Annotated in this window: 21 protein-coding genes and 1 other annotated feature; of the genes, 19 read left to right on the top strand and 2 right to left on the bottom strand. The window is 47.9% G+C overall.

The features are described from left to right. Positions 1-67 precede the first annotated feature (67 nt). The 14 genes from recD2 (at position 68) to PQI28_RS01785 (ending at position 15,858) form a co-directional block, all read left to right on the top strand. Positions 68-2,275 carry an SF1B family DNA helicase RecD2 gene (gene recD2 / locus PQI28_RS01850; RefSeq protein WP_251129891.1) on the top strand — a complete coding sequence of 736 codons (2,208 nt, stop codon included), beginning with the start codon at positions 68-70 and terminating at the stop codon, positions 2,273-2,275. Between the two features lie 309 nt (positions 2,276-2,584). Further along, positions 2,585-5,227 carry an alanine--tRNA ligase gene (gene alaS, locus PQI28_RS01845; protein WP_339962391.1) on the top strand — a complete coding sequence of 881 codons (2,643 nt, stop codon included), beginning with the start codon at positions 2,585-2,587 and terminating at the stop codon, positions 5,225-5,227. 37 nt (positions 5,228-5,264) lie between these two features. After that, positions 5,265-5,531: an IreB family regulatory phosphoprotein gene (locus tag PQI28_RS01840; protein WP_015881196.1), complete on the top strand. Its 267-nt coding sequence runs from the start codon at positions 5,265-5,267 to the stop codon at positions 5,529-5,531. A 1-nt stretch (position 5,532) separates the two neighbouring features. Further along, complete coding sequence (gene ruvX, locus PQI28_RS01835) at positions 5,533-5,955, top strand: Holliday junction resolvase RuvX (protein ID WP_015881197.1); 423 nt, start codon at positions 5,533-5,535, stop codon at positions 5,953-5,955. 13 nt (positions 5,956-5,968) lie between these two features. Continuing rightward, positions 5,969-6,265, top strand: a complete 297-nt coding sequence (locus PQI28_RS01830; RefSeq protein WP_078146594.1) for a DUF1292 domain-containing protein — start codon at positions 5,969-5,971, stop codon at positions 6,263-6,265. 67 nt (positions 6,266-6,332) lie between these two features. After that, on the top strand, positions 6,333-7,475 hold the full coding sequence (mltG, locus tag PQI28_RS01825; protein ID WP_214785243.1) for an endolytic transglycosylase MltG: 1,143 nt from the start codon (positions 6,333-6,335) through the stop codon (positions 7,473-7,475). A 62-nt stretch (positions 7,476-7,537) separates the two neighbouring features. Beyond that, entirely contained in the window at positions 7,538-8,179 is a 642-nt protein-coding gene (locus tag PQI28_RS01820) for an O-methyltransferase (protein WP_339962638.1), read from the top strand. Between the two features lie 16 nt (positions 8,180-8,195). Beyond that, complete coding sequence (gene udk / locus PQI28_RS01815) at positions 8,196-8,831, top strand: uridine kinase (protein ID WP_074035132.1); 636 nt, start codon at positions 8,196-8,198, stop codon at positions 8,829-8,831. 66 nt (positions 8,832-8,897) lie between these two features. Beyond that, positions 8,898-9,371: a transcription elongation factor GreA gene (gene greA / locus PQI28_RS01810; protein WP_074035127.1), complete on the top strand. Its 474-nt coding sequence runs from the start codon at positions 8,898-8,900 to the stop codon at positions 9,369-9,371. A gap of 54 nt (positions 9,372-9,425) precedes the next feature. Next, positions 9,426-10,127, top strand: coding sequence for a 5'-methylthioadenosine/S-adenosylhomocysteine nucleosidase (mtnN, locus tag PQI28_RS01805; RefSeq protein WP_214760592.1), 702 nt, complete (start codon positions 9,426-9,428; stop codon positions 10,125-10,127). An 85-nt stretch (positions 10,128-10,212) separates the two neighbouring features. After that, positions 10,213-11,172, top strand: a complete 960-nt coding sequence (locus PQI28_RS01800) for a beta-ketoacyl-ACP synthase III (protein WP_339962390.1) — start codon at positions 10,213-10,215, stop codon at positions 11,170-11,172. Further along, a complete protein-coding gene (gene fabF, locus PQI28_RS01795; protein WP_214785241.1) occupies positions 11,169-12,401 on the top strand; it encodes a beta-ketoacyl-ACP synthase II in 1,233 nt (410 codons plus the stop codon). Before PQI28_RS01800 ends, fabF begins: the two co-directional genes overlap by 4 nt. A 66-nt stretch (positions 12,402-12,467) precedes the next feature. Then, positions 12,468-14,000, top strand: coding sequence for a peptide ABC transporter substrate-binding protein (locus PQI28_RS01790; RefSeq protein WP_214785240.1), 1,533 nt, complete (start codon positions 12,468-12,470; stop codon positions 13,998-14,000). A 202-nt stretch (positions 14,001-14,202) separates the two neighbouring features. Next, positions 14,203-15,858: a peptide ABC transporter substrate-binding protein gene (locus PQI28_RS01785; protein ID WP_214737557.1), complete on the top strand. Its 1,656-nt coding sequence runs from the start codon at positions 14,203-14,205 to the stop codon at positions 15,856-15,858. A 104-nt stretch (positions 15,859-15,962) separates the two neighbouring features. On the opposite strand, the gene trpS is transcribed toward PQI28_RS01785, so the two are convergent. Next, complete coding sequence (trpS, locus tag PQI28_RS01780) at positions 15,963-16,964, bottom strand: tryptophan--tRNA ligase (protein WP_214737555.1); 1,002 nt, start codon at positions 16,962-16,964, stop codon at positions 15,963-15,965. A 50-nt stretch (positions 16,965-17,014) separates the two neighbouring features. Beyond that, positions 17,015-17,222, bottom strand: a binding site (T-box leader). A gap of 42 nt (positions 17,223-17,264) precedes the next feature. Beyond that, positions 17,265-17,636 carry a DUF3899 domain-containing protein gene (locus PQI28_RS01775; protein ID WP_214785238.1) on the bottom strand — a complete coding sequence of 124 codons (372 nt, stop codon included), beginning with the start codon at positions 17,634-17,636 and terminating at the stop codon, positions 17,265-17,267. A 269-nt stretch (positions 17,637-17,905) separates the two neighbouring features. Here PQI28_RS01775 and PQI28_RS01770 point away from each other — a divergent pair, with 269 nt between their 5' ends. From PQI28_RS01770 to PQI28_RS01750, 5 genes are all read left to right on the top strand, one after another. After that, complete coding sequence (locus tag PQI28_RS01770) at positions 17,906-19,525, top strand: peptide ABC transporter substrate-binding protein (protein ID WP_339962389.1); 1,620 nt, start codon at positions 17,906-17,908, stop codon at positions 19,523-19,525. A gap of 307 nt (positions 19,526-19,832) precedes the next feature. Continuing rightward, positions 19,833-20,759, top strand: a complete 927-nt coding sequence (opp3b, locus tag PQI28_RS01765) for an oligopeptide ABC transporter permease (RefSeq protein WP_214785236.1) — start codon at positions 19,833-19,835, stop codon at positions 20,757-20,759. Next, positions 20,759-21,784 carry an oligopeptide ABC transporter permease gene (gene opp3C / locus PQI28_RS01760; RefSeq protein ID WP_445236740.1) on the top strand — a complete coding sequence of 342 codons (1,026 nt, stop codon included), beginning with the start codon at positions 20,759-20,761 and terminating at the stop codon, positions 21,782-21,784. Before opp3b ends, opp3C begins: the two co-directional genes overlap by 1 nt. A gap of 23 nt (positions 21,785-21,807) precedes the next feature. Further along, the gene (locus PQI28_RS01755) at positions 21,808-22,881 is read left to right on the top strand and encodes an ABC transporter ATP-binding protein (RefSeq protein ID WP_214785235.1); all 1,074 of its coding nucleotides are present in this window, start codon (positions 21,808-21,810) and stop codon (positions 22,879-22,881) included. Beyond that, entirely contained in the window at positions 22,881-23,831 is a 951-nt protein-coding gene (locus tag PQI28_RS01750) for an ABC transporter ATP-binding protein (protein WP_339962388.1), read from the top strand. Before PQI28_RS01755 ends, PQI28_RS01750 begins: the two co-directional genes overlap by 1 nt. Positions 23,832-23,866: the final 35 nt, after the last annotated feature.

Below are 23,866 nucleotides of genomic sequence, written 5' to 3'. Positions count from 1 at the left end.
ATTTGTTCAATCGATTCATCTCGGGCTATAATGAATGATGGAAAAATAGCTGGAGGTGTCGGATATGATGGCAGCACCTTACGAGTTGACTGGAAAAGTCATTCGAGTCCTGTTTCAATCAGAAGAAGAAGCGCACACCATTGCGCTCGTACGAATAAAAGAAAAGAATTTTGAGACGGACGAGACCGAGATGGTCATCGCTGGCGTCGGGGTCGGCATCGAAAAAGGGGAGACGTATAAGGCGCACGGTCGTCTCGTCGAACATCCTCGATTCGGAAAACAGATGAAGGCCGATTGGATTCGTCGCGTCGTTCCGATGACGAAACGGGCCGCCGTCCGCTTTTTGACGAACGGTTCCTTTCCCGGAATCGGACAAAAGACCGCTCAGAAGATCGCAGATACGCTCGGAGATGATTGCATCGACCAAATCGTGAAACATCCGAGTATCCTGTCAGAAGTCGATGGGTTAAAAGAAAAGCAGGCGCGTGTGATCACGGAACGTCTGAACGTCTTATACGGGGTCGACCAACTGCTCTTGTTTCTCGCTCCGTTTGACGTGACACCTCGTCTCGCCTCAAAAATCCATAAAGAATATGAAGGACGGGCGATGGAGACGATTGAGAAGAATCCGTATGCGCTCATGTACGATGTACAAGGAATCGGATTCAAGACGGCGGATGCCATCGCCGCGCATTTCGGGATTCAAGGCATTCATCCTGAACGCATCGCGGCAGCGGTACTTTACGTGTTAGAGCTCGAACAAGGGAACGGTCATCTCTACGTGACGGCGGAGCAACTCGAAGCGGAGATGCCTCGAATCATCGGGGCAGACCCAGGTGACGCACTCGTCACGGCATTAGAGTCGCTCGCAAAAGACGAGCGGGTCGTCATCGATGACGGGGTCGTCTATCATCCTCGGGTGTTCCGCGCTGAACGAAAGGCGGCAGAGGAATTGGCGCGTATCATGGCGACATCGACGACGGAAGACGTGGACATGACGACCATCTTTGACGCGGTCGGACGTGTCGAGGAGATGTTTTCGATTGAGTATGCGACCCAACAGCGAGAAGCGATCGAGCTTGCGCTCAAATCGCCACTCATGGTGCTCACCGGTGGGCCGGGTACGGGGAAGACGACGGTTGTCCGTGGGATTATTCACGCACTCAGTGACGTCTTCGACTGGAAGTTAGAGCCCGTACCGAACCAACCGTTCCCGTTCGTCTTGGCCGCACCGACGGGTCGGGCCGCGAAGCGACTCAGCGAATCGACGGGGCTTCCGGCATCGACGATTCACCGTCTGTTAAAGTTTGACGGAAGTTCGTTCCAAGTCGATGAGACGAACCCACTTGCGGGGAAAGTGCTCATCGTCGACGAGGCGTCGATGATTGATATCTTCTTGTTCAGAAGCTTACTCAAAGCGGTACCGAACGGCATGAAGATCTTGTTCGTCGGGGACCGCGACCAGCTCCCGTCAGTCGGACCGGGACAAGTACTCGCCGATTTGATGGCGACAGACGGGATTCCGGTCGTCCGCCTCGACGTCGTCCACCGTCAAGCGTCGGAGTCGAGTATTTTACGGCTCGCCCATTCCTTGAACGCCAAAAAGATGCCAGAAGATTTATTGGCGGCGCTTCCGGACCGTCGTTTCTATACGGCGAACCAAGAGACGGCGCTTCAAGCGATTTGTCAGATGGCAGGAGCGGCCCTCCGGAAAGGGTATTCACCATTTGATATCCAAGTGCTCGCTCCGACGTATCGAGGAGTGTGCGGAATCGATGGGCTGAACGAAGCGCTTCAACACGTGTTCAATCCAAAATCGAGTGCCCGTGAAGTGAAACATGGGACACGCATTTACCGAAATGGCGATAAAGTGCTACAACTCGTCAACAACGCCGAAGAGAACGTCTATAACGGGGACATCGGTGAGATCACGAACATCTTCTACGCGAAAGAGAACGTTGATAAAGTCGATAAAATTTATATCCGATTCGATCAGACGGAAGTCGAATATAACCGTAGTGAATGGGATCAGTTCACCCACGCCTACGCCATCACGATTCATAAGTCACAAGGGTCCGAGTTCCCAATCGTACTCATGCCGGTCTTCTTTAACGGCGGCTTCCGCTCATCGCGAAACTTGATTTATACGGCCGTGACACGGGCGAAGAAAAGCTTGCTGTTGTTTGGGGACGTACGGGCACTCGAGGCGGCAACGCGTGAAGAAGAACCCGTACGACGGACAAAATTGGTCGAACGCTTAGGCGGGAAGTCTTGACGTCTTCATAAGCGCGTGTGATAATGACGAATAGACAACTGAAACGATACAGACGATGAAGGAAATGAGTACGTCGTCACCGCCTCTACAGAGACATCTTCCTAGGCTGCGAGAAGATGGGGGTCGGCCGACCGAAGCTATTCTGGAGTCCCCACTCAACCTGGGCGCCTCATCCACGTTAACGGATGTTCGAGGCACGGTGTTTACCGTGCGAACGAGGGTGGTACCACGAAGCGATGCTTTCGTCCCTTTCCACAGGGGCAGGCATCGCTTTTTTTCGTTTCGTTCAGAAATAAGGAGGAATTGTTCATGAAACCGCTCAAATCATTGACTGGCGCACAGATTCGCCAAATGTACTTAGATTTCTTCAAATCAAAAGGTCACAGCGTTGAGCCGAGTGCGTCGCTCGTACCGGTCGAAGATCCGACTCTTCTATGGATCAACTCTGGTGTCGCGACATTGAAGAAATACTTTGATGGACGTGTCATCCCAGCGAACCCACGAATCGTCAACGCACAAAAATCGATTCGTACGAACGATATCGAGAACGTCGGGAAGACAGCACGTCACCATACGTTCTTCGAAATGCTCGGAAACTTCTCAGTCGGAGAATACTTCCGTGAAGAAGCGATCACATGGGGCTGGGAACTCTTGACGAGTGACGAGTGGTACGGTCTCGACCCAGATCGCCTCTCTGTCACGATTCACCCGGACGATGAAGAATCAAAACAAATCTGGTTGAACCTCGGCATGCCGGCTGACCGCATCATCCCACTTGAAGATAACTTCTGGGAAATCGGCGAAGGCCCATCTGGTCCGAACACCGAAATCTTCTTCGACCGTGGACCAGCGTTCGGAGACGACCCGACAGACCCTGAACTTTATCCGGGTGGGGAGAACGAGCGTTACCTTGAAATCTGGAACATCGTGTTCAGCCAATATAACCATGACGGGCACGGGAACTATACAGAGCTTCCACGTAAAAACATTGATACAGGGATGGGACTCGAACGGATGGCGAGCGTCCTTCAAGACGTACCGACAAACTTCGATACCGACCTCTTCATGCCGATCATTCGCGAAACAGAAAAAATCAGTGGCGACGTATATCGTCAAGATAGCAGCAAAGACGTTGCCTTCAAGGTCATCGCTGACCACATCCGTACCGTATCGTTCGCGATCGGAGACGGTGCACTCCCGTCGAACGAAGGACGTGGATATGTCCTCCGTCGTCTTCTCCGCCGTGCGGTCCGCTATGCGAAGATGCTCGGCATCGAGCGTCCGTTCATGTATGAACTTGTCGACGTCGTCGGTGACATCATGGTCGACTTCTATCCACAAGTGAACGAGAAGAAAGACTTCATCAAGAAAGTCATCAAAAACGAGGAAGAGCGTTTCCATGAAACGTTGAACGACGGACTCGCAATCTTGAACGAAGTCGCGAAAGCGCAAAAAGCTGCAGGTTCAAACGTGATCAGTGGTCAAGATGCGTTCCGTCTCTATGACACGTACGGCTTCCCACTTGAATTGACAATCGAATACGCTGAAGACCATCACATGACGGTCGATGAGGACGGCTTTAAGGAAGCGATGAATGAGCAACGCGAACGTGCACGTCAAGCGCGTGCTGACGTCGAATCGATGCAAATCCAGTCTGGCGTACTCGCGGACATCACGATGCCATCGACATTCCTCGGATACGACAACCTTGAGACGAACGCGAAAATCGTCAGCTTGATTCACGACGGGGAACTCGTTGACGTCGTCGCTGCAGGGGAAGAGGCACAAGTGATCCTCGATCAAACGCCATTCTACGCAGAGAGCGGCGGTCAAATCGGTGACAAAGGTCAAATCGTTGGCGAAGACTTCCTTCTTCGCGTAAAAGATGTGTCGAAAGCACCGAATGGGCAAAACTTGCACACGGTCACAGTCGAGTCAGGCGTCGCGAAAGCGGAAGTGGCAGTGACAGCAACGGTTGACCAAGACTCACGTCAAGCGATCGTGAAAAACCATACGGCGACGCACCTCCTTCACCGTGCCTTGAAAGACACGCTCGGCGAGCACGTCAACCAGGCTGGGTCACTCGTGACACCAGATCGTCTTCGTTTCGACTTCTCTCACTTCGGTCAAGTGACGGCTGAAGAGCTTCAATCGATTGAGCGTCAAGTGAACGAGAAGATTTGGGCATCGATCGGTGTCGACATCGAAGAAATGAATATCGCAGATGCGAAAGCAAAAGGTGCGATGGCACTCTTCGGTGAGAAGTACGGCGATGTCGTTCGTGTCGTATCGGCTGGGGACTACTCAGTTGAGCTTTGCGGTGGCTGTCACGTATCTAACACGGCTGAAATCGGACTCTTTAAAATCTTGTCTGAATCAGGAATTGGCGCAGGAACACGTCGAATCGAAGCGGTCACAGGGGCTGGCGCATACGAAGTGATGAACCAGCAAATCGAGACGCTCGAAGCGGCAGCGAAACTGTTGAAGACGAAACCACTCGAGGTCCCAGCACGTGTTCAAGCACTCCAGGCTGAAATCAAAGACGTTGAGCGTGCTTCAGAGTCGCTCAAAGCAAAACTTGCGAACATCGAAGCTTCTTCATTGACGGATGCAATCGAAACGATTGGTGACGTTCAATTGATTGCGAAGCGTGTCGATGGACAAGATATGGATGCCCTCCGTAGCATGGTCGACGACTTGAAAGGGAAACTCGGTTCTGCCGTGATTATCCTCGGGTCGGCAAACGGTGAGAAGGTCAACCTCGTCGCCGGTGTAACAAAAGACTTGAACGATCGTGGCTTCCATGCCGGAAAACTCATTAAAGAAGTCGCAACACGCTGTGGTGGCGGTGGTGGCGGTCGTCCAGACATGGCACAAGCAGGTGGCCGTGATGCAACAAAACTGGACGAAGCATTGAAGTTTGCTTCACATTACGTCCAATCACTGGCATAATAGAGTGTGAAGTGCAAACGGAAAGAGGTGGATTCTTGTGAGCCAAATGGATCGCACGATGCAATTCAATTTTCCAGAAGATGATCAACGTGCTAACACACGTGAGACGCTGATTACGGTATATCAAGCACTCGAGGAAAAAGGTTATCAACCGATCAATCAAATCGTGGGATACTTATTGTCAGGTGACCCCGCCTACATCCCACGTCATAATGATGCGCGAAACTTGATTCGCAAAATTGAGCGGGATGAACTTCTCGAAGAGTTGGTCAAATCGTATTTGAACGATCGTAGAGAGGATTAATATGAAGCGAGTCATGGGACTCGATGTCGGATCGAAGACAATTGGTGTCGCGGTGAGTGACCTGATGGGATGGACGGCACAAGGTGTGGAGACGGTCTATTGGACCGAACCCGACTTTGACGAAGCCGTCCGTCTCCTTCGTCCGTTTATCGAGCAGTACGATGTGAAAGAAGTTGTCGTCGGTCACCCGAAAAACATGAATGGGACAGTCGGTCCGCGCGGTGAGGCGTCAGAGGCGTTTGCCGAGGCGTTCACCGAACAGACAGGCTTACCTTGCGTGTTGGTGGATGAACGATTAACGACGATGCAAGCGGAACGGATGCTCATTTCAGCAGATGTCAGCCGCAAAAAGAGAAAAGCGGTCATCGACAAAATGGCGGCCGTGATGATTTTACAAAACTACCTGGACCGTTCCGGGAAATAAGGAGGAATCTCTCATGGCAGAAATCCGTCGTGAAGAAGAAATGTACCGTATTCCAGATGAAAATGGAGACGAGCATTTATTTGCAGAAATTTTCCGTATGACAAGCGACCGTTCGAAGAAAACATTCGTTGTACTCGAACCAGTCGGCGCTCCGGAAACAGAAGATGAAGACACAATCGAAGTATACGCATTTGAAATTGAAGAACTTGAAGATGGCGAATTCATCTTGAAGCTCGTCGAAGACGATGAAGACTTCGAAGAGGTCATGGAAGCATTCGATATCGTCAATGACGAAGTCGGTCTAGACTAAATAGGGGACAGGCGGCTAGGGATTTCCCTCGTCGCCTCTCTTTATAAAATGAACAGGGGAGAAATGCATGAATCATCCATCTATGTCAGATGAGAAACGTGCCCGCAACCGGATCGTTCGTCGCATCACGGTTGTCATCCTTGCCATCTTCCTTCTCGTCATCGCCACAGGCTCGGCACTCGCTTACGTCTTCGTGAAGCGCTCCGTCGAACCGATTGATCCGACATCGACGGAAACCGTTGAGGTCGAAGTCCCACTCGGTGCCGGTTCGGGATACATTGGTGAATTACTAGAAGAGAATGGGCTTGTAAGGAGTAGCACGATTTTCCGTTTCTATACACGCTTTAAAAACGAGTCATCGTTCCAAGCGGGGACGTATACGTTGTCACCATCTCAATCAATCGATGAGTTGATTGAAACGTTGCAAACAGGTAAAGTCATTGTGGTTCCTGATATCAAGCTCGTCATTCCGGAAGGGTTCACAATCGACCAGGTCATCGCGCGACTTGCGAAAGAGGCCGATATTCCGAAAGAAGAGATTTCCGAACAATTGAGTGACCGTGAATATATCAGTTCGCTCGTGAACGAGCATGAGATGTTGACGGAGGAAGTATTGCAGGAAGGCATTTATCATCCGCTTGAAGGATACCTGTTCCCAGCAACATATGAATTCAATAAAGGGGTAACACTCACTGAAATCATCGATGAGATGCTACTCCCGACTGAAAGTATGTATCAAGAGTACAAAGGTCGTTTGGCCGATTCAGGACGTACCTTCCATGAGACACTCGCGCTCGCATCGGTTGTCGAGAAAGAGGCTGTGTCAACGGAAGACCGGAAAGAAATTGCCGGTGTCTTTGAAAATCGTCTAAACGACGGCATGAAATTACAGTCTGACCCGACCGTCTGGTACGGTACGGGGGAGACATCGATTTTCACTTCATTCGCAGACTTGGAGAACGATTCCTTATATAACACGTATCGTTATGAAGGGATTCCGATTGGTCCAATCGCGGCTGTCAGTCGCGATGCGTTTGAGGCGGTACTCAACCCGAACGACACAGAGAACATTTACTTCTATGCACGCCCTCCACGTGAAGGGTTCCCGAATGGGGAGGTCTTGTTCGAAGTCAATTATGAGGACCATCAACAAAACGTCAATAAGTACCGTTCCGAATGGGAAGCGTTTGAAGAAGCGAACAGTAATTGATGGGACGACCGGAAGCGGATGCTTCCGGTCGTTTGAATGAAGAGAGTTAAGAGGTGGAACGAGTGGACCATGCATCCTATGAGGGATATGTAGAACAATTGATCAACGACCGCTCTCCGCTACTGACGGAGATGGAGGCATTTGCGCGAGAACATCACGTTCCAATCATGGACTTGACGGGCTCTGAAGTGCTTCTCTCTTTGTTGGCGATGCAGCGACCGACCCGCATCCTTGAGGTGGGGACGGCAATTGGCTACAGTGCAATCCGTATGGCAGAGTTGTTACCAGATGCCGAAATCGTCACGATTGAACGAAATGCTCGTCGTTTCAAAGAGGCGACTGGTTTTATCGGACGTTCTGATGTTCGCGATCGCATCACATTGATTCACGGTGACGCCGTTGAATTGATTGGTTCGATTGAAGGTGAGTTCGATGCCGTGTTTATTGATGCGGCAAAAGGACAATATCAAAAATTTTTTGATGGGTATGGCGCTTTAGTACCAATTGGTGGTACGATTTACAGCGATAATTTGTTTTTACGAGGGGACGTCTTACTCGAGGACGTGTCAGTACTTGACCGACGTCGACGCCGACTTGTCCGTCTCGTGAAACAGTTTACTGAGCAATTGATGGCACGGACCGATTATCATACTGCAATTTTGCCCCTTGGTGATGGCCTAGCAATCAGTCGTAAATTACGATGAGGAGGACTTAACTTTGATGCAACATAAACCCGTCATTATTGGCGTGGCCGGGGGTACCGGATCTGGAAAAACGACCGTGGCCCGTGCGCTCGTCGATGCGTTTAAAGGTCAATCGGTCGTTATGATTGAACAAGACGCGTATTATAAAGATCAATCTGAAATGACGATGGAGGAGCGGTACAAGACAAACTACGACCACCCCTTCGCCTTTGATAACGATTTGCTAATTGAACATATCCAACAATTGCAACAACATCAGGCTGTCGAGAAGCCGGTATATGACTACGCGGCCCATACGCGCTCTGATGAGACGATTTTGATCGAACCGGTCGATGTCGTCATCGTTGAGGGGATTTTAGCACTTGAAGATGCCCGTTTGCGTGAATTGATGGATATTAAGGTGTTCGTGGATACAGATGCTGACGTTCGCATCCTGCGCCGCATGCAGCGGGATATCAATGAACGTGGACGTTCGATCGATTCGGTCGTGGCACAGTACACGAATGTCGTTCGTCCGATGCATTTGCAGTTCTGTGAGCCGACGAAGCGGTATGCGGACATCATCGTTCCTGAAGGCGGAGAAAACTTTGTCGCAATCGATTTACTCGTGACGAAGATCCGTTGGGTGCTCACTGAGCGTAATCGCGCGTGAGGAAATAAATCGTTTTCAATTTACCCTAGCTGTAATATACTAGGAGACAATGAAGGAGTGACAGAAATGGCTGAAAAACAACACTATATGACGTTAGACGGAAAAGCGAAGATCGAGAATGAATTAAACGAACTGAAGACGGTCCGCCGTAAAGAAGTCGTTGAAAATATTAAGATTGCTCGTGATTTCGGTGACTTATCAGAAAACGCGGAATACGACGCGGCGAAAGAAGAACAAGCGATGGTCGAAGGACGAATCGCACAATTAGAAGAAATGCTCCGCAATGCAGTCATCATTCAAGATGATGCAGGCGATAACTCGGTTGTCTCAATCGGGAAAACTGTAACGTTCTTCATCCAAGAAGACAACGAAGACGAGACATACACAATCGTCGGTGGTGCCGAGGCAGACCCGTTCACAGGGAAAATCTCGAACGAATCACCAATCGCGAAAGCACTTCTTGGCCGTACGATCGGAGATGTGGTCACGGTTCAAACACCAGGTGGCGACATGATCGTCGAAATCAAAGAAATCAAATAAGTTGTTGAGCGACCTCCATTTTGGAAGTCGCTCTCTTTCTGAGGAGGAATCGGTATGAAAGTTGGAATCATCGGTGCGATGGAAGAAGAAGTGAATTTGCTTCGGAACGAACTAACTGAACGTAAAGATACAGAAATCGCAAGCTATCATTTTTATGAAGGGTATCTTGGAAACATGCAAGTCGTCATCTTGAAGTCAGGCATCGGGAAAGTCAATGCCGCGATTGGGACTACACTCTTGATTGATAAATTCAAACCGGACGTCGTCATCAATACGGGTTCTGCCGGCGGATTTAAAAAAGGGATGAAAGTCGGTGACGTCGTCGTCTCAACAGAAGTACGTCACCACGATGTTGACGTGACAGCATTCGGCTATGAGTACGGACAAGTACCAGGGATGCCACCAGCGTATGAAGCCGATCCAAAGCTCGTCAGCGTCTGTAAAGATGTGATTGAAAACTTACCGGACGTGAACGTGCATCAAGGATTGATCGTAACAGGGGATTCGTTCATCAACGACTCAAAACGTGTAGCGGACATCCTTGGCCATTTCGATGGCGTCGCTGCCGTCGAGATGGAAGCTGCTCCAATCGCGCAAACGTGTTACCAGTTCGGTGTTCCGTTCGTCGTCACACGCTCGATTTCAGACAGCGCGGACGAAGAGGCGAACTTATCGTTTGATGAATTTTTAGAAACGGCGTCGATCAACTCTGCGAAGATGGTCATGGCTGTCACGAAACGCCTCGAACAAGCTTAATCGATTGATCATGAAGAGGATGCATTGACATCCTCTTTTTATTCCCTTATATTAGTACCAGATACTAAGAATAGGGGTCGACGATATGAATATTGGAATCATCGGCATCGGATCGTTCTTACCGGACAATCGGGTGACAAATATCGATTTAGAAAAACGAATGGATACGAGCGATGAGTGGATTCGTACGCGTACAGGCATCGAGGCGCGACATTTAGCAGAAAGTGACGTATCAGTCTCGGATATGGCGACACGTGCCGCAGAGCGGGCGTTACAGAGCGCTGGAGTCAGCATCGATGAGATCGAGGCGATTGTCTGTGCGACGGCGACTGCGCCAGCCTTCCCCGCAACCGCGTGCGTGGTTCAGGCGAATCTTGGCGCGAAAGCCGCTGTGGCGTTCGACGTCAGTGCAGCATGTAGCGGATTTATTTTCGCAATGGATACAGCGAAAAGTCTGATGGATTCGAAAGGCTTCAAGAAAACGCTCGTCATCGGAGCAGAAAAGATGGGAAGTTTGATTGACTGGGATGACCGGTCGACAGCTGTCCTATTTGGAGACGGAGCTGGAGCTGTCGTACTCGGGGAAGACGAGATTGCTTCAATCGACTCCATCGTACTTGGAAGTGACGGGACAGGTGGCAAACACTTGTACGAAAACGATGAAGGAAAGATTGTCATGAACGGTCGCGAAGTGTTTAAGTTCGCCGTACGGAAAATGCCGGAGATCGTGCTCGAATCGTTAAACAAGGCCGACAAGTCGTTGAACGACCTCGACGTCCTTGTACCGCACCAAGCGAATCGTCGAATCATCGATGCGGCGATGGAACGATTACATTTAGAAGAAGAGAAAGTCGTCATGACCATTCAAGACCATGCGAACACATCGGCGGCATCGATCCCGCTCGCCTTAGCGGAAGCCGTCAAATCTGGTAAAATCCAAGACGGACAAACAATCGTCATCGCAGGGTTTGGAGCCGGACTCACGTGGGGTGCAAGCTGTCTGACATGGAATCATGCAACAATTACGGAGGGGAATCATCTATGAAACGAGTAGTAGTGACAGGATTAGGAGTCGTATCACCGTTAGGAAACGACGTGTCGACAATGTGGGACCGTCTTTTAAAAGGGGACAACGCAATCGATACGTTGACAAAAATCGACATCAGCCAATATCCGGCGAAAGTCGGAGCGGAAGTAAAAGAGTGGAACATCGAACACTTAGTCGAACCAAAAGAAGCGCGTAAAATGGATTCGTTCATCCAATACTCACTTTTGGCGGCAGACGCTGCCCATAAAGACAGCGGACTCGATGTCAAAGCCATTGCCGATGAAGTCGGAACGTGGATCGGGAGCGGAATCGGTGGCGTCGAGACCATCGACAAGCAGTCAGCCATCCTTCATGACCGTGGACCGCGTCGTGTAAGCCCATTCTTCATCCCAATGATGATTCCGAACATGGCGAGCGGACAAGTGTCGATCTACCTCGGGGCTAAAGGACCAAGTAACTGTTCGGTTACAGCATGTGCGTCAGGAACGAACTCAATTGGAGAAGCGTTCCGCGTTATTCAACGGGGAGATGCGATTGCCATGTTCGCCGGTGGAGCGGAAGCGCCAATCACACCACTCTCGTTCGCAGGCTTCTGTTCGAACAAAGCACTTTCAACGAATCCGGACCCGAATACAGCGTGCCGTCCATTTGACGAGAACCGCGACGGGTTTGTCATGGGTGAAGGCGCTGGCGTACTCGTATTAGAAGAGTATGAACATGCGAAGGCACGTGGAGCGAAAATGTATGCAGAAGTCGTCGGATACGGGATGAGTTCAGACGCCTATCACATCACTGCACCATCACCAGAAGCAGAAGGCGGGTCAAAAGCAATGAGTGAGGCGATTCGCGATGCGGGAATCAAGCCGGAAGACGTGCAATACATCAACGCACACGGGACGAGTACACCGCTCAACGATATGCTTGAGACGAAAGCGATTCGTCGTGTGTTCGGGGAACACGCTGAGAAACTCGCAGTCAACTCGTCGAAATCGATGATTGGTCATCTTCTCGGAGGAGCAGGTGGCGTCGAGGCAGTCATCACAGCCCTTTCAATTCATGAAGGGAAGATTCATCCGACAATCAACTGTGAATCACCTGCAGCAGATTGCGACCTTGACTATGTACGTGAAGGAAATCGGGAACTTGACATTCAGTATGCACTCAGTAACTCACTTGGCTTCGGGGGCCACAATGCGACACTCGCATTTGCGAAAGTGACGAACTGACGGTAGAAAAATCATTCAAAAAAGGTTAGGGTATAAGGGTTGGTCTAACAGAAAGGAGTGCAACGAATGAACAAGAAATCATTCATCGTGGCCGCCTTGTTAGGTTCAGTCCTTATCCTTTTTTTATTTATTTGGAACGAACAACGAGAGCAGTCACGTGAACTACTACCACCAGAAGAACAAACCATTACGATTCATGGGGAATCCCTTCCGACTCAACCGGACGTCATGCTCGCGATTGACCCGGCATCCCAAACGGTTTTGTCACATCTATATGAAGGACTCTATCGATTCGGCGCAGATGGGGCGATTGAGCCGGGACTCGTCGAGAAGCTAGAACGATCTGAAGACGGAACAGTCTATACGTTCACATTGAAAGAAAGTGTGACGACAGAAGACAATTCGATAACGGCACAAACGTTCGTCGATCATTTCCGTAAACTCGTCGATGACGATACGAACTCACCATTTAGTTTCTTACTCGCAGATGTCAAAGCGGCAAAAGAAATTGGGCTCGGACAACAAGAACCAGACGCGTTAGGCGTTCGAGCAATTGATGAAGGAACGCTAGAAATCACACTCATCCGCCCGATGGAAGGGTTCGAAGAAATATTTGCCATGCCAGCGTTTTTACCACAACCATCCGTGACATCATGGGATGAGTTAGAAACGAACGGTCCGTTTGAATTTGATCGAATGAATGATACAAGCATCTCGTTACATAGAAGCGAAACGTATCGTGAGGCTGACAATGTTACGCTTGAAACGATCACCATTCGAAGTGAATCAAATTTGAATGAGACGTCAGGAATGCATTTGATTCCTTATGACTTCGACACTTCTACCATTGATGAGGAAGTCATGAATATTGAGGACGTTCCGCGAAGTGGCGTGTTTTATTTAAAACCAAACGTTGAAAAAGCACCATTCGATGATGTTGCGTTTCGACAAGCCCTCGCACTGATGCTTGAGCGGACGACACTTGAAGAATCGCTTGCACGAGCGGAACGAACGACGGAACGACTTCTCGTCATGGATGAGGAGGCTTTGGTTGCAGAGTTGGAAGGCGATGCCAACCAATTATTTGAAACCGTGAAAAAACGGTTAAAAAAAGAAACGATCGAGATTGAATTGCTTAGCTTTGTCGATGAAGAAGCACGTGAAATTTCGACAAGATTAAAAGAGAATTTGGAACAATTGGACGGGTTGACCGTCAAGGTTGTAGAGCTACCACTTGGAGAAAAAGTTAGGAAAGAAGTCTCAGGAGATTATTCCTTTTCGTTGTCAGGATGGCAACCGGACTATCCGATGCTATCTGCCTATTTGACTCAATTTGAGTCTGACGATGTGCTCAATTCAAGTCGATATGCAAATGAGTCGTACGATCAACTGATGGATCAGGCCCGCTCAACTGAAAGTTTGGACGAACGTAATATCATTTTACGAAACGCGGAAGCAAAGCTGTTAGAAGAGGCGGTTGTTATGCCAATCTATCAAGCAGGACGTTCTTATTTGGTTGAAAAAGGATACGATCAGATTGGTTATCCGGTCATCGGTCCTTCATATGTCCTAACCTTTTCGAAAAAATATGAAAATTGAGCTAAAGGCCCGCCGCTCTAGGCGGGCTTTTTGACTATAGAGAAAATTTTATAGAAAAATCAAAATAAACACTTTGCAAAATTATCAGAATATTGTATTATTGCATCAACGGGATTTTGGTAACAAATACTGTCAGAAGAAATGACTGAATTTTCTACCATCATTCACTTCGTTAAAACGAAAAAATCAGGGGGTCATCGCAATGAATAAGAAAAAAGGTTTTGCTTTAGCATCATCGGTTACACTTCTATCTAGTGCATTCCTAGCTGCATGTTCGACAGGGGAAGAAACAGATTCTTCACAAGGATCAACAAACGAAGGTTCTGCAGACGAAGCGCAAGTCCTCAACTTGCTCGATTCTTCAGATATTCCTTCACTTAACCCGACACTCGCAACGGACGCTGTTTCATTCAACGTATTGAACAACGTAAACGAAGGTCTTTACCGCATGGACGAAGAAGACAACCCGACTCCAGGTATGGCTGAAGACCACGACGTTTCAGAAGACGGGAAGACGTACACGTTCAAAATCCGTGAAGGCGCGACTTGGTCAAACGGGGAGCCTGTCACAGCGAACGACTTCGAATACGCTTGGAAAGAAGTACTCAACCCAGATAACGCATCACAATATGCATACGTTATGTCAATCATCGAAGGCGCGGAAGCGTACAACACAGGTGAAGGCGAGCGCGATGCTGTAGGCGTTAAAGCAATCGACGATCAAACACTTGAAGTTAAATTGACTGCACCAGCTGACTACTTCCTCGGATTGACTAGCTTCGGCGTATTCATGCCAAAACTCGAGTCATTCGATACAGAGCAAGGTGAGAACTTCGGTACATCTGCAGAGACGACTCTCTACAACGGACCGTTCAAACTCGACAGCTGGGAGCGCGAGCAAGGCTGGAAGATGGTCAAGAACGAAGACTATTGGGATGCTGACACAGTTAAACTTGAAGAAATCAACGTTAAAGTCGTTAAAGAAGTTTCAACGGGTGTTAACTTGTATGAAAACGGTGACGTTGACCGCACAGGCTTGACTTCTGAGCTCGTAGCCCAGTATCAAGACAGCGAAGAGTTCTCAACTGTCGTTGAACCAACACTCTTCTACCTCCAGTTCAACACAGCTGTGGAAGAACTTGACAACCAAAAAATCCGTAACGCGATTGACAAAGCGTATGATAAAGCAGCAATCTCAGAGACGCTTCTTGCGAACGGTTCGATTCCTGCGAACTACCTCGTACCAAAAGATTTCGTAACAGGTCCTGACGGTAAAGATTTCCGTGAAGCGAACGGCGATATCGGTGGATACAATGTGGAAGAAGCTCAAAAACTTTGGGAAGAAGGGCTTAAAGAGCTCGGAACAGACAAAGTTGAGCTTGAGCTCCTCAACTATGACTCAGAGTCTGCGAAGCAAATCGGTGAGTTCATCAAAGGTGAACTTGAGAAGAACCTTCCAGGCATTTCGGTATCAATCAAGCAACAACCGTTCAACAACAAACTTGACCTTGAGAACAAAGGTGAGTTCGAGTTCACATTCGCTGGATGGGGACCTGACTACCAAGATCCAATGACATTCGTTGACCTCTTCGTAACTGACGGACCATACAACCGTGGTAAGTGGTCGAACGAAGAATTCGATAAGTTGATTGAATCTGCGAAATCAAGCACAGATGCTGAACAGCGTTGGGCTGACCTTCAAGCTGCGGAGAAAATCGTTCTTGAAGAGAACGCGATCTCGCCAGTTTACCAACGTGGATCGGCTCGCCTCACGAAACCTTACGTTAAAGGAATCGTTGAGCACGCATTCGGTGCGGACTACTCTTACAAGTGGGCTTCAATCGAAGGCAAAGAATAATCAAATCATCTTACGAAGAGAGACAGGGACGCCTGTCTCTCTTTTTATGTACATTTTTTAATACAAAAAAGAACTCTCACATGGAGAGTTCTGTCACAACAAGCTTATTTTTTCACTTTGGCGCGCTTACGACTGAGACCCATCGCTTTTTCAATCTTCGCGAGATTCTTGTTCGCGACGACTTCAGCTTTCGCACGACCGGCATCAAGAATTTCATCGAGTTCTGGAGAATCGATCAATTCGTGATAACGAGCTTGAATTGGTTCAAGTAGAGCAACAACCGCTTCCGCCACATCTTGTTTGAACGTCCCATAGTTCGAGTTCTCATATTGTTTGACGAGATCATCGATTGGGGTCCCTGTCGAAAGCGAGTAAATTTCTAACAAGTTCGAAATCCCCGGTTTGTTCTCCCGGTCGAACGAGATGACACCACTCGAGTCTGTGACGGCACTCTTAATCTTCTTACGGATGACATTCGGCTCGTCGAGCATCGAGATATATCCTTTGGCATTCGTATCTGATTTCGACATTTTCTTCACGGGATTCGTGAGAGACATGATCCGTGCGCCTTCTTTTTGAATGAGTGGTTCCGGCATCGTGAATGTCTCGTAATAACGTTTGTTAAAGCGTTCCGCCAAATCACGCGTCAACTCGATGTGTTGCTTTTGATCGTCTCCGACTGGAACGAGTTCCGTATTGTATAACAAGATGTCAGATGCCATGAGCGTCGGGTAAACGAACAGCCCTGCGCCAACGTTCTCACTACCTTGCGACTTATCTTTATACTGCGTCATCCGGCCGAGCTCACCCATTCCGGCGATACAAGTTAACATCCAACCGAGCTGAGCGTGTGCTTTCACTTCAGACTGAACAAAAATCGTCGCTTTTTCTGGGTCGAGACCAGAAGCCAAGTAGAGTGCCGCTAGTTTTCGAGTGTTGTTCATGAGCTCGACACGGTCGAGTTGAACGGTAATCGAATGTAAATCGACGATACAATAATAGGCATTGTTGTCGTCTTGTAGGTCGACGAATTGTTTCATCGCGCCAAGGTAGTTCCCAAGCGTCACGACGCCGGTCGGTTTGATTCCTGAAAAAATCGTTGCCATGTGTATACACCTCCGAAGAATATAAAAAACCGCAGTCGTCCTCCCGAATAAATCGGGACGAATAACCGCGGTGCCACCCAAATTTGCATAAACTATGCCACTTGAACGCGTTAACGGGCGTGAACCGTCTCGCCATACTGTTGTTCAAGCGAGCCACTCCGAAGTCCATTCATTCAAAAACTTTTCATCTACTCGCAGCACCGTAGACTCTCTGAGGAAAAGGTGATTTGAATTACTTGTCTTCATCCAAGTGTTCTTATTCTGCATTAAGTTTAGCATAGGATCATGCTCTCGAAAAGATTAAATCAACGCAACGAGAAACGAAAGAACGATACTTCCGACACCGACAAACACCCAGTTCCAAGCCGATTGCTTACGGAGTTGCCGATCTTCAGGGTCTTCTTCTTCTTCATCCTCTTCATAATCCGCATCAATTTCTTTGAGTTTTGCACGTCGACTTCGCTTGAAACCATACATAATGCCATCGAACAATCCTGTCGCACTCATATGTGAGAACATCCCGATCGCAAACGTGAGAATTCCGGAAACGAATAGACCGCCGCTCAAATGAAACAGGAAAGATTCGCTTCGGAAATATGAAAAAATCGACCAAACGGTGTACAGGATTGTGACAATCCCCCAAACAATCAATATATTTCGAAACTTTTTCAACGATGTAATCTCCTTTCACGCCATAAAGGGAACGAGCAACCGTTCCGCGTTTCTTCTATGATACTAGGAAGGTAGGGCAGAATGCGAGTATGAAACTCAGCCGGAATGATAGCGTTTTATTCAGTAGTTGACAGTTTGATTAAAAATTTCTTACAATAGCCCTAACGTTCTTTCGTCGAATACTTTATGAAATATTCAGAAAATTAAAGAAAAAGTAAGATGTTTATTCGACGAACGGCTAGCTTTTCAATACGAAAGGGGAAATCGCAATGAAGAAAAAATCGATTCTGCTCATGATGACGATCATCTTGGCACTCGGTTCAGTACTCGCGGCTTGTTCGACAGGCGGAGACTCTGATGGCGGCAGTTCTTCTTCAAACGGAGAAAAAGTTCTTCGTTTGACAGATACGTCAGACATCACAACAGCCGATCCGGCTCTTGCTACAGACGCGGTCGCATTCAACTTGATCGCTAACACAATGGAAGGTCTTTACCGTCTTGATAAAGATGGAAATGCCGTACCAGCTCTCGCTGAAGGCGAACCAGAAGTAAATGAAGATGAGACTGTTTACACATTCACACTTCGTGATGCTGAATGGTCAAACGGAGAGCCAGTTACAGCCAACGATTTCGTTTATGCATGGCAACGCGCTGTTGATCCTGCAACAGGTTCACAGTATGCATACATCATGAACACAATTAAAAACGCTGAAGCGATCAACACAGGTGACACACCGAAAGAAGAGCTTGGCGTTAAAGCAATTGATGAGAAAACACTCGAAGTCACACTCGAGCGTCCAGACCCATCATTCCTTTCACTTACTTCATTCGGAACATTCACACCGATCAATGAAGCATTCGCGACTGAAAAAGGCGAAGATTTCGCAACGAATCCTGAAAACCTTCTCTACAACGGACCATTCACATGGACAGAGTGGGATCGTGAACAAGGTTATGTCTTAACAAAGAACGATACGTACTGGGATAAAGACAACGTCGCGCTTGAAGCCGTTGATGTTCGCGTCGTCAAAGAAACATCTACAGTCGTAAACTTGTATGAAGCTGGCGATGTTGACTATGCAGGTCTTGCATCAGAACAAGTTGCTGCTTTCCAGGAAGATGAAGATTACAACACAGGTCTTCGTTCTGCCATCGGATATTTCAAATTCAACCACGAAGATGAAATCTTCTCCGATGTAAATGCACGTAAAGCCATCGCGCGTGCGGTCGATCCAACTGGAATTATCGACCAACTCTTGAACAACGGTTCAATTGCAACAACATCATTCATTCCAAAAGACTTCATCAAATATGAAGACGGAACGGATTACACAGAAGGTGTTGAGTACTTCCAAACAAACGCTGACGAAGCTGCTTCACTTTGGGAAGAAGCAACAGGCGGAGAAGCGACAACAATCGAACTCCTCTCGTTCGATAGCGAAGTTTCAAAACAAATTTCTGAGTACATGAAAGGTCAAATTGAGTCGAACTTGCCGAACGTAACGGTTGAAATCGCTCAACAACCTTTCAACAACAAACTTGAGCGTGAAGCAAACGGAGACTACCAAATGTCATTCGCACTTTGGGGACCTGACTACCAAGATCCACTTACGAACCTTGGGATCTTCACATCAGACAACGGACAAAACGACATCAACTATGCGTCGTCTGAATATGACCAGTTGATTGACGAAGCGTCTGCTGAAACAAACATCGATGCACGTTATGACTTGTTCAAAGAAGCTGAGGCTCTCTTGATTGAGCAAGATCAAGCGATCATGCCGATTTATCAAGCTGGTGTGGCGTACTTGATTCGTCCAAACATCGAAAACTTTAACCGTCAACTGTTCGGTGCTGATTACCAGTACAAATACGTTGATATCAAGTAATGGGATGAGGGGACATGCGAACCGCATGTCCCCGATTTTCTAAAAAAATCTACTGAAGTTAGAGAAAATACTGTTCAAATGTTTTGTTGGTAAAGTATAATGTAGTAACAGTGAAAATTCAGAATAATCTCTGAAAAGAATATTCTTTGTTTTCAGCCGCTGTGCTAAGAGCCTTGAGATGACGTATACGCTATTCTTTCAGAATATTCCTTTCATTTTGTGAATTTGAAAAATAGGTCATATGTCATAGTGAAGCTGTTGGTGCAAGTAGTAGAAAGAATTAGAAAAAACAGGGGGTTTTTTATTCATGGGACGTTATATCCTACAACGGCTGACTTACGGCCTCATCACGTTCTTCTTGATTGCCACGTTCACGTTCTTCCTGATGGACCTGCTCCCAGGTTCACCGTATCAGAACCAGGAAAAACTGACAGAATCACAAATTCAATTATTGAATGACCGTTACGGACTCAACGATCCGCTTCCGGTCCGTTATGCGACGTACATCGGAAACATGCTCCAAGGTGACCTTGGCGTTTCATTCCGTACGGCTAACCGTCCAGTAACTGAATTGATTATGGAACGAATTGGTCCTTCGGCACAATTAGGGCTCCAGGCATTAGTTCTCGGAACTCTTGTAGGCGTATTGTTAGGTGTTGTTGCGGCGATTCGTCACAATACGGTCATTGACTATGGTTCAATGTTCGTATCGGTAATCGGGATTTCTGTCCCATCGTTCGTTTTTGCAGCCCTCCTTCAGTACTATGTCGGAGTTAAATTGCAGTTGCTCCCAGTCGCATTCTGGGAAACACCAGCTCATACGATTTTACCAACAATTTCGTTGTCACTCGGTGTCACGGCAGCGATTGCCCGTTTCGTCCGAACCGAGATGTTAGAGGTTACCGGACAAGACTACGTCACGCTTGCGAAAGCGAAAGGATTGACGGGGAACGCCATCGTGTGGAAACACATGGTTCGTAACGCAATGATTCCTGCCATCACAATCCTTGGACCGATGACAGCTGGACTCTTAACGGGTACATTCGTTATCGAGAAAATCTTCGCTGTTCCAGGACTTGGTGAATTGTTCGTCACGTCAATCACGTTGAACGACTACTCTGTCATCATGGGAACGACATTGTTCTTCTCAGGATTGTTCATTATTATCATTTTGCTTGTCGACTTGCTCTATGGGGTTGTTGACCCACGTATTCGTCTTGGGGGGAATAACTGATGATTGAAAACAAAAAGAATTACGAACAGTTCGACCAAGACATGTTCACACCTGTTGAGATGAATGAACAGCTTGGTGAACGAATCGCTGGGAAAAGTTTAAACTTCTGGCAAGATGCATGGATGCGCCTAAAGAAAAACAAAGCGGCCATCATCTCGCTATCAATTATTTTAATTCTCGTTGCACTTGCATTGTTCGGACCGATGTTGTCGGGTCGTGATGCCTACGAACAAAACATTTCACAAGCAAAACTTCCGCCAAAAGTCACAGGTCTTGAATGGGCTGGCTTTGATGGAATGGCGACACTCGGTGGTCGCGATATCGACTTCTACGAACAAAAGAACGTAGAAGAGAACTTCTGGTTCGGTACGGACTACCTCGGTCGTGATCTCTGGTCACGTATTTGGGAAGGGACACGTATTTCCCTCTTCATCGGTTTCGTTGCGGCCATCATCGATACAATCATCGGTGTGGCATATGGTGGAATTTCAGCATACTTCGGTGGGCGTACGGATAACATCATGCAACGTATTGTTGAGATCTTGACAGGTGTACCTAACTTGATCTTAATCATCTTGTTCATCTTGATCTTTGACCCTGGTGTATTCACCATCATCCTCGCCATGGCCATCACAGGTTGGATCGGGATGAGTCGACTCGTTCGTGGTCAGATTTTAAAACTCAAAAACCAAGAGTTTGTCTTGGCAGCTCGCACACTTGGTGCATCTAGTACGCGATTGATTTTCAAACACTTGATTCCAAACACATTGGGTGCGATTATCATCACGCTCATGTTCACGATTCCATCTGCCATCTTCTTCGAGGCATTCCTCAGCTTTATCGGGATCGGGCTTCAACCGCCACAGGCATCACTTGGTACGTTGATCAACGATGGATACAAAGAACTACGGACATTCCCGTTCCTTCTTATTATCCCGTCGGTCATCATCGTCTTGCTCATGGTCAGCTTCAACTTGCTTGCCGATGGCTTGCGTGATGCGTTCGATCCGAAAATGCGTAAATAAAAAAGAAAGAGGGGGACTCGTGCATGGAAACGATTTTATCAGTCCGAGATTTAGAGGTCTCGTTCCACACATATGCAGGAACGGTTCAAGCCGTTCGTGGCGTATCGTTTGATTTGAAAAAAGGCGAGACGCTCGCTATCGTAGGAGAATCGGGTTCAGGTAAATCCGTTACTTCGAAGGCGATCATGCGTCTCATTCCGAACCCTCCAGGTGAAATCACGAACGGAGAAATCATGTTCGAAGGGAAAGACTTGGCGAAACTTTCGGAAAAAGAAATGCTTAAAATTCGTGGTCGCGATATCGCAATGATTTTCCAAGACCCGATGACATCACTTAACCCTACAATGACGATTTACAAACAAATCGCAGAAGGGTTGAAACAACACCAAGGGTTAACAGGTGAGGATGCGAAGAAACGTACGCTCGAATTGTTGACACTTGTAGGGATTCCAAACCCAGAAGCGCGTTTGAAACAGTACCCACACCAACTCTCTGGTGGGATGCGTCAGCGTATCGTTATCGCGATCGCACTCGCATGTAACCCGAAAGTGTTGATTGCCGATGAACCGACAACAGCACTTGATGTTACGATTCAAGCGCAAATTCTCGAACTTTTAAAAGACATTCAGCAAAAAACAGGCACAGCGATTATCTTCATCACGCACGACCTTGGCGTTGTTGCGAACATGGCTGACCGTGTCGCTGTTATGTATGCAGGTCGTCTAGTTGAAAAAGGAACGGTTGATGAAATCTTCTACGAGCCACGTCACCCGTACACATGGGGACTTCTTGGTTCGATGCCGCGTCCGACAGATGACCGTAACGAAGCGTTACCGGCAATCCCGGGTACGCCTCCAAACTTGCTCGATCCTCCAAAAGGGGATGCATTCGCACCGCGTAACCCATACGCGATGAAGATTGATTTTGAGAAAGAGCCACCGATGTTCCAGGTGAGTGATACACACTTTGCTTCTAGTTGGTTATTACACCCACAAGCACCAGTGGTTAGTCCGCCACGTGCGATTCGTGAACTCGCTCTCAAGTATCGTCCGGACAGTGCGTTCGCAAAATCGTTTACGAAAGGTGGTGCTGAATAATGGAACGCGAGAAATTACTCGAAGTAAAAAACCTGAAGCAGCACTTTAAAATTGGCCGTGGCCGCGTTGTCAAAGCGGTCGACGGAATCTCGTTTGATATTTTCAAAGGTGAAGTGCTCGGACTCGTAGGAGAGTCTGGTTGTGGGAAGTCTACGACAGGACGTACGATCATCGGTCTCTACGACGCGACGGATGGTGATGTTTTATTTAAAGGTGAAAACGTCCACGGTAAAAAATCAAAAGCAGACAAGTTGAAATTCAACCGTGCTATGCAGATGATTTTCCAAGATCCATACGCATCGCTTAACCCGCGTATGACGGTCGCGGATATCATCGCAGAAGGTATTGATATTCACGGTCTTGCGAAGACGAAAGAAGATCGTATGAACCGCGTGTATGACCTTCTTGAGACTGTTGGTTTGACGAAAGAGCACGCGAGTCGTTACCCACACGAATTCTCAGGTGGACAACGTCAGCGTATCGGGATTGCCCGTGCCCTTGCGGTTGAACCAGACTTCATCATCGCCGATGAGCCGATTTCTGCACTTGACGTTTCGATTCAAGCGCAGGTCGTCAACTTGATGAAAGAATTGCAACGCGATCGCGATTTGACGTATTTGTTCATCGCCCACGACTTGTCGATGGTTAAATACATCTCTGACCGTATCGGTGTTATGTATCAAGGTCACCTCGTAGAGCTTGCGACAGCAGATCGCCTTTATGAGAACCCGATTCATGCGTACACGAAATCGCTTCTTTCAGCGATTCCGCTTCCGGATCCGGAGCATGAACGTACACGTAAACGGATCGTATACGAGTCAACTTCGAAAGGTCCAGTTGGACGTTCGGATGAAGATTCAAGTATCCCACCACTTCGCGAAGTCGAGCCAGGACACTATGTCTCGCTCACGGACGAAGAGTACGAAGCATATAAAGCACAACTCGTTTAATACGATGGCCCTGACTTCATGTGGAAGTCAGGGTT

Source organism: Exiguobacterium sp. USCH10 (genome assembly GCF_037619445.1).
In the GTDB taxonomy this organism is placed as follows: domain Bacteria; phylum Bacillota; class Bacilli; order Exiguobacteriales; family Exiguobacteriaceae; genus Exiguobacterium; species Exiguobacterium aestuarii_A.
Note: the sequence above shows the minus strand (reverse complement) of the source record. Positions and strands in the feature narration are given on the sequence as shown.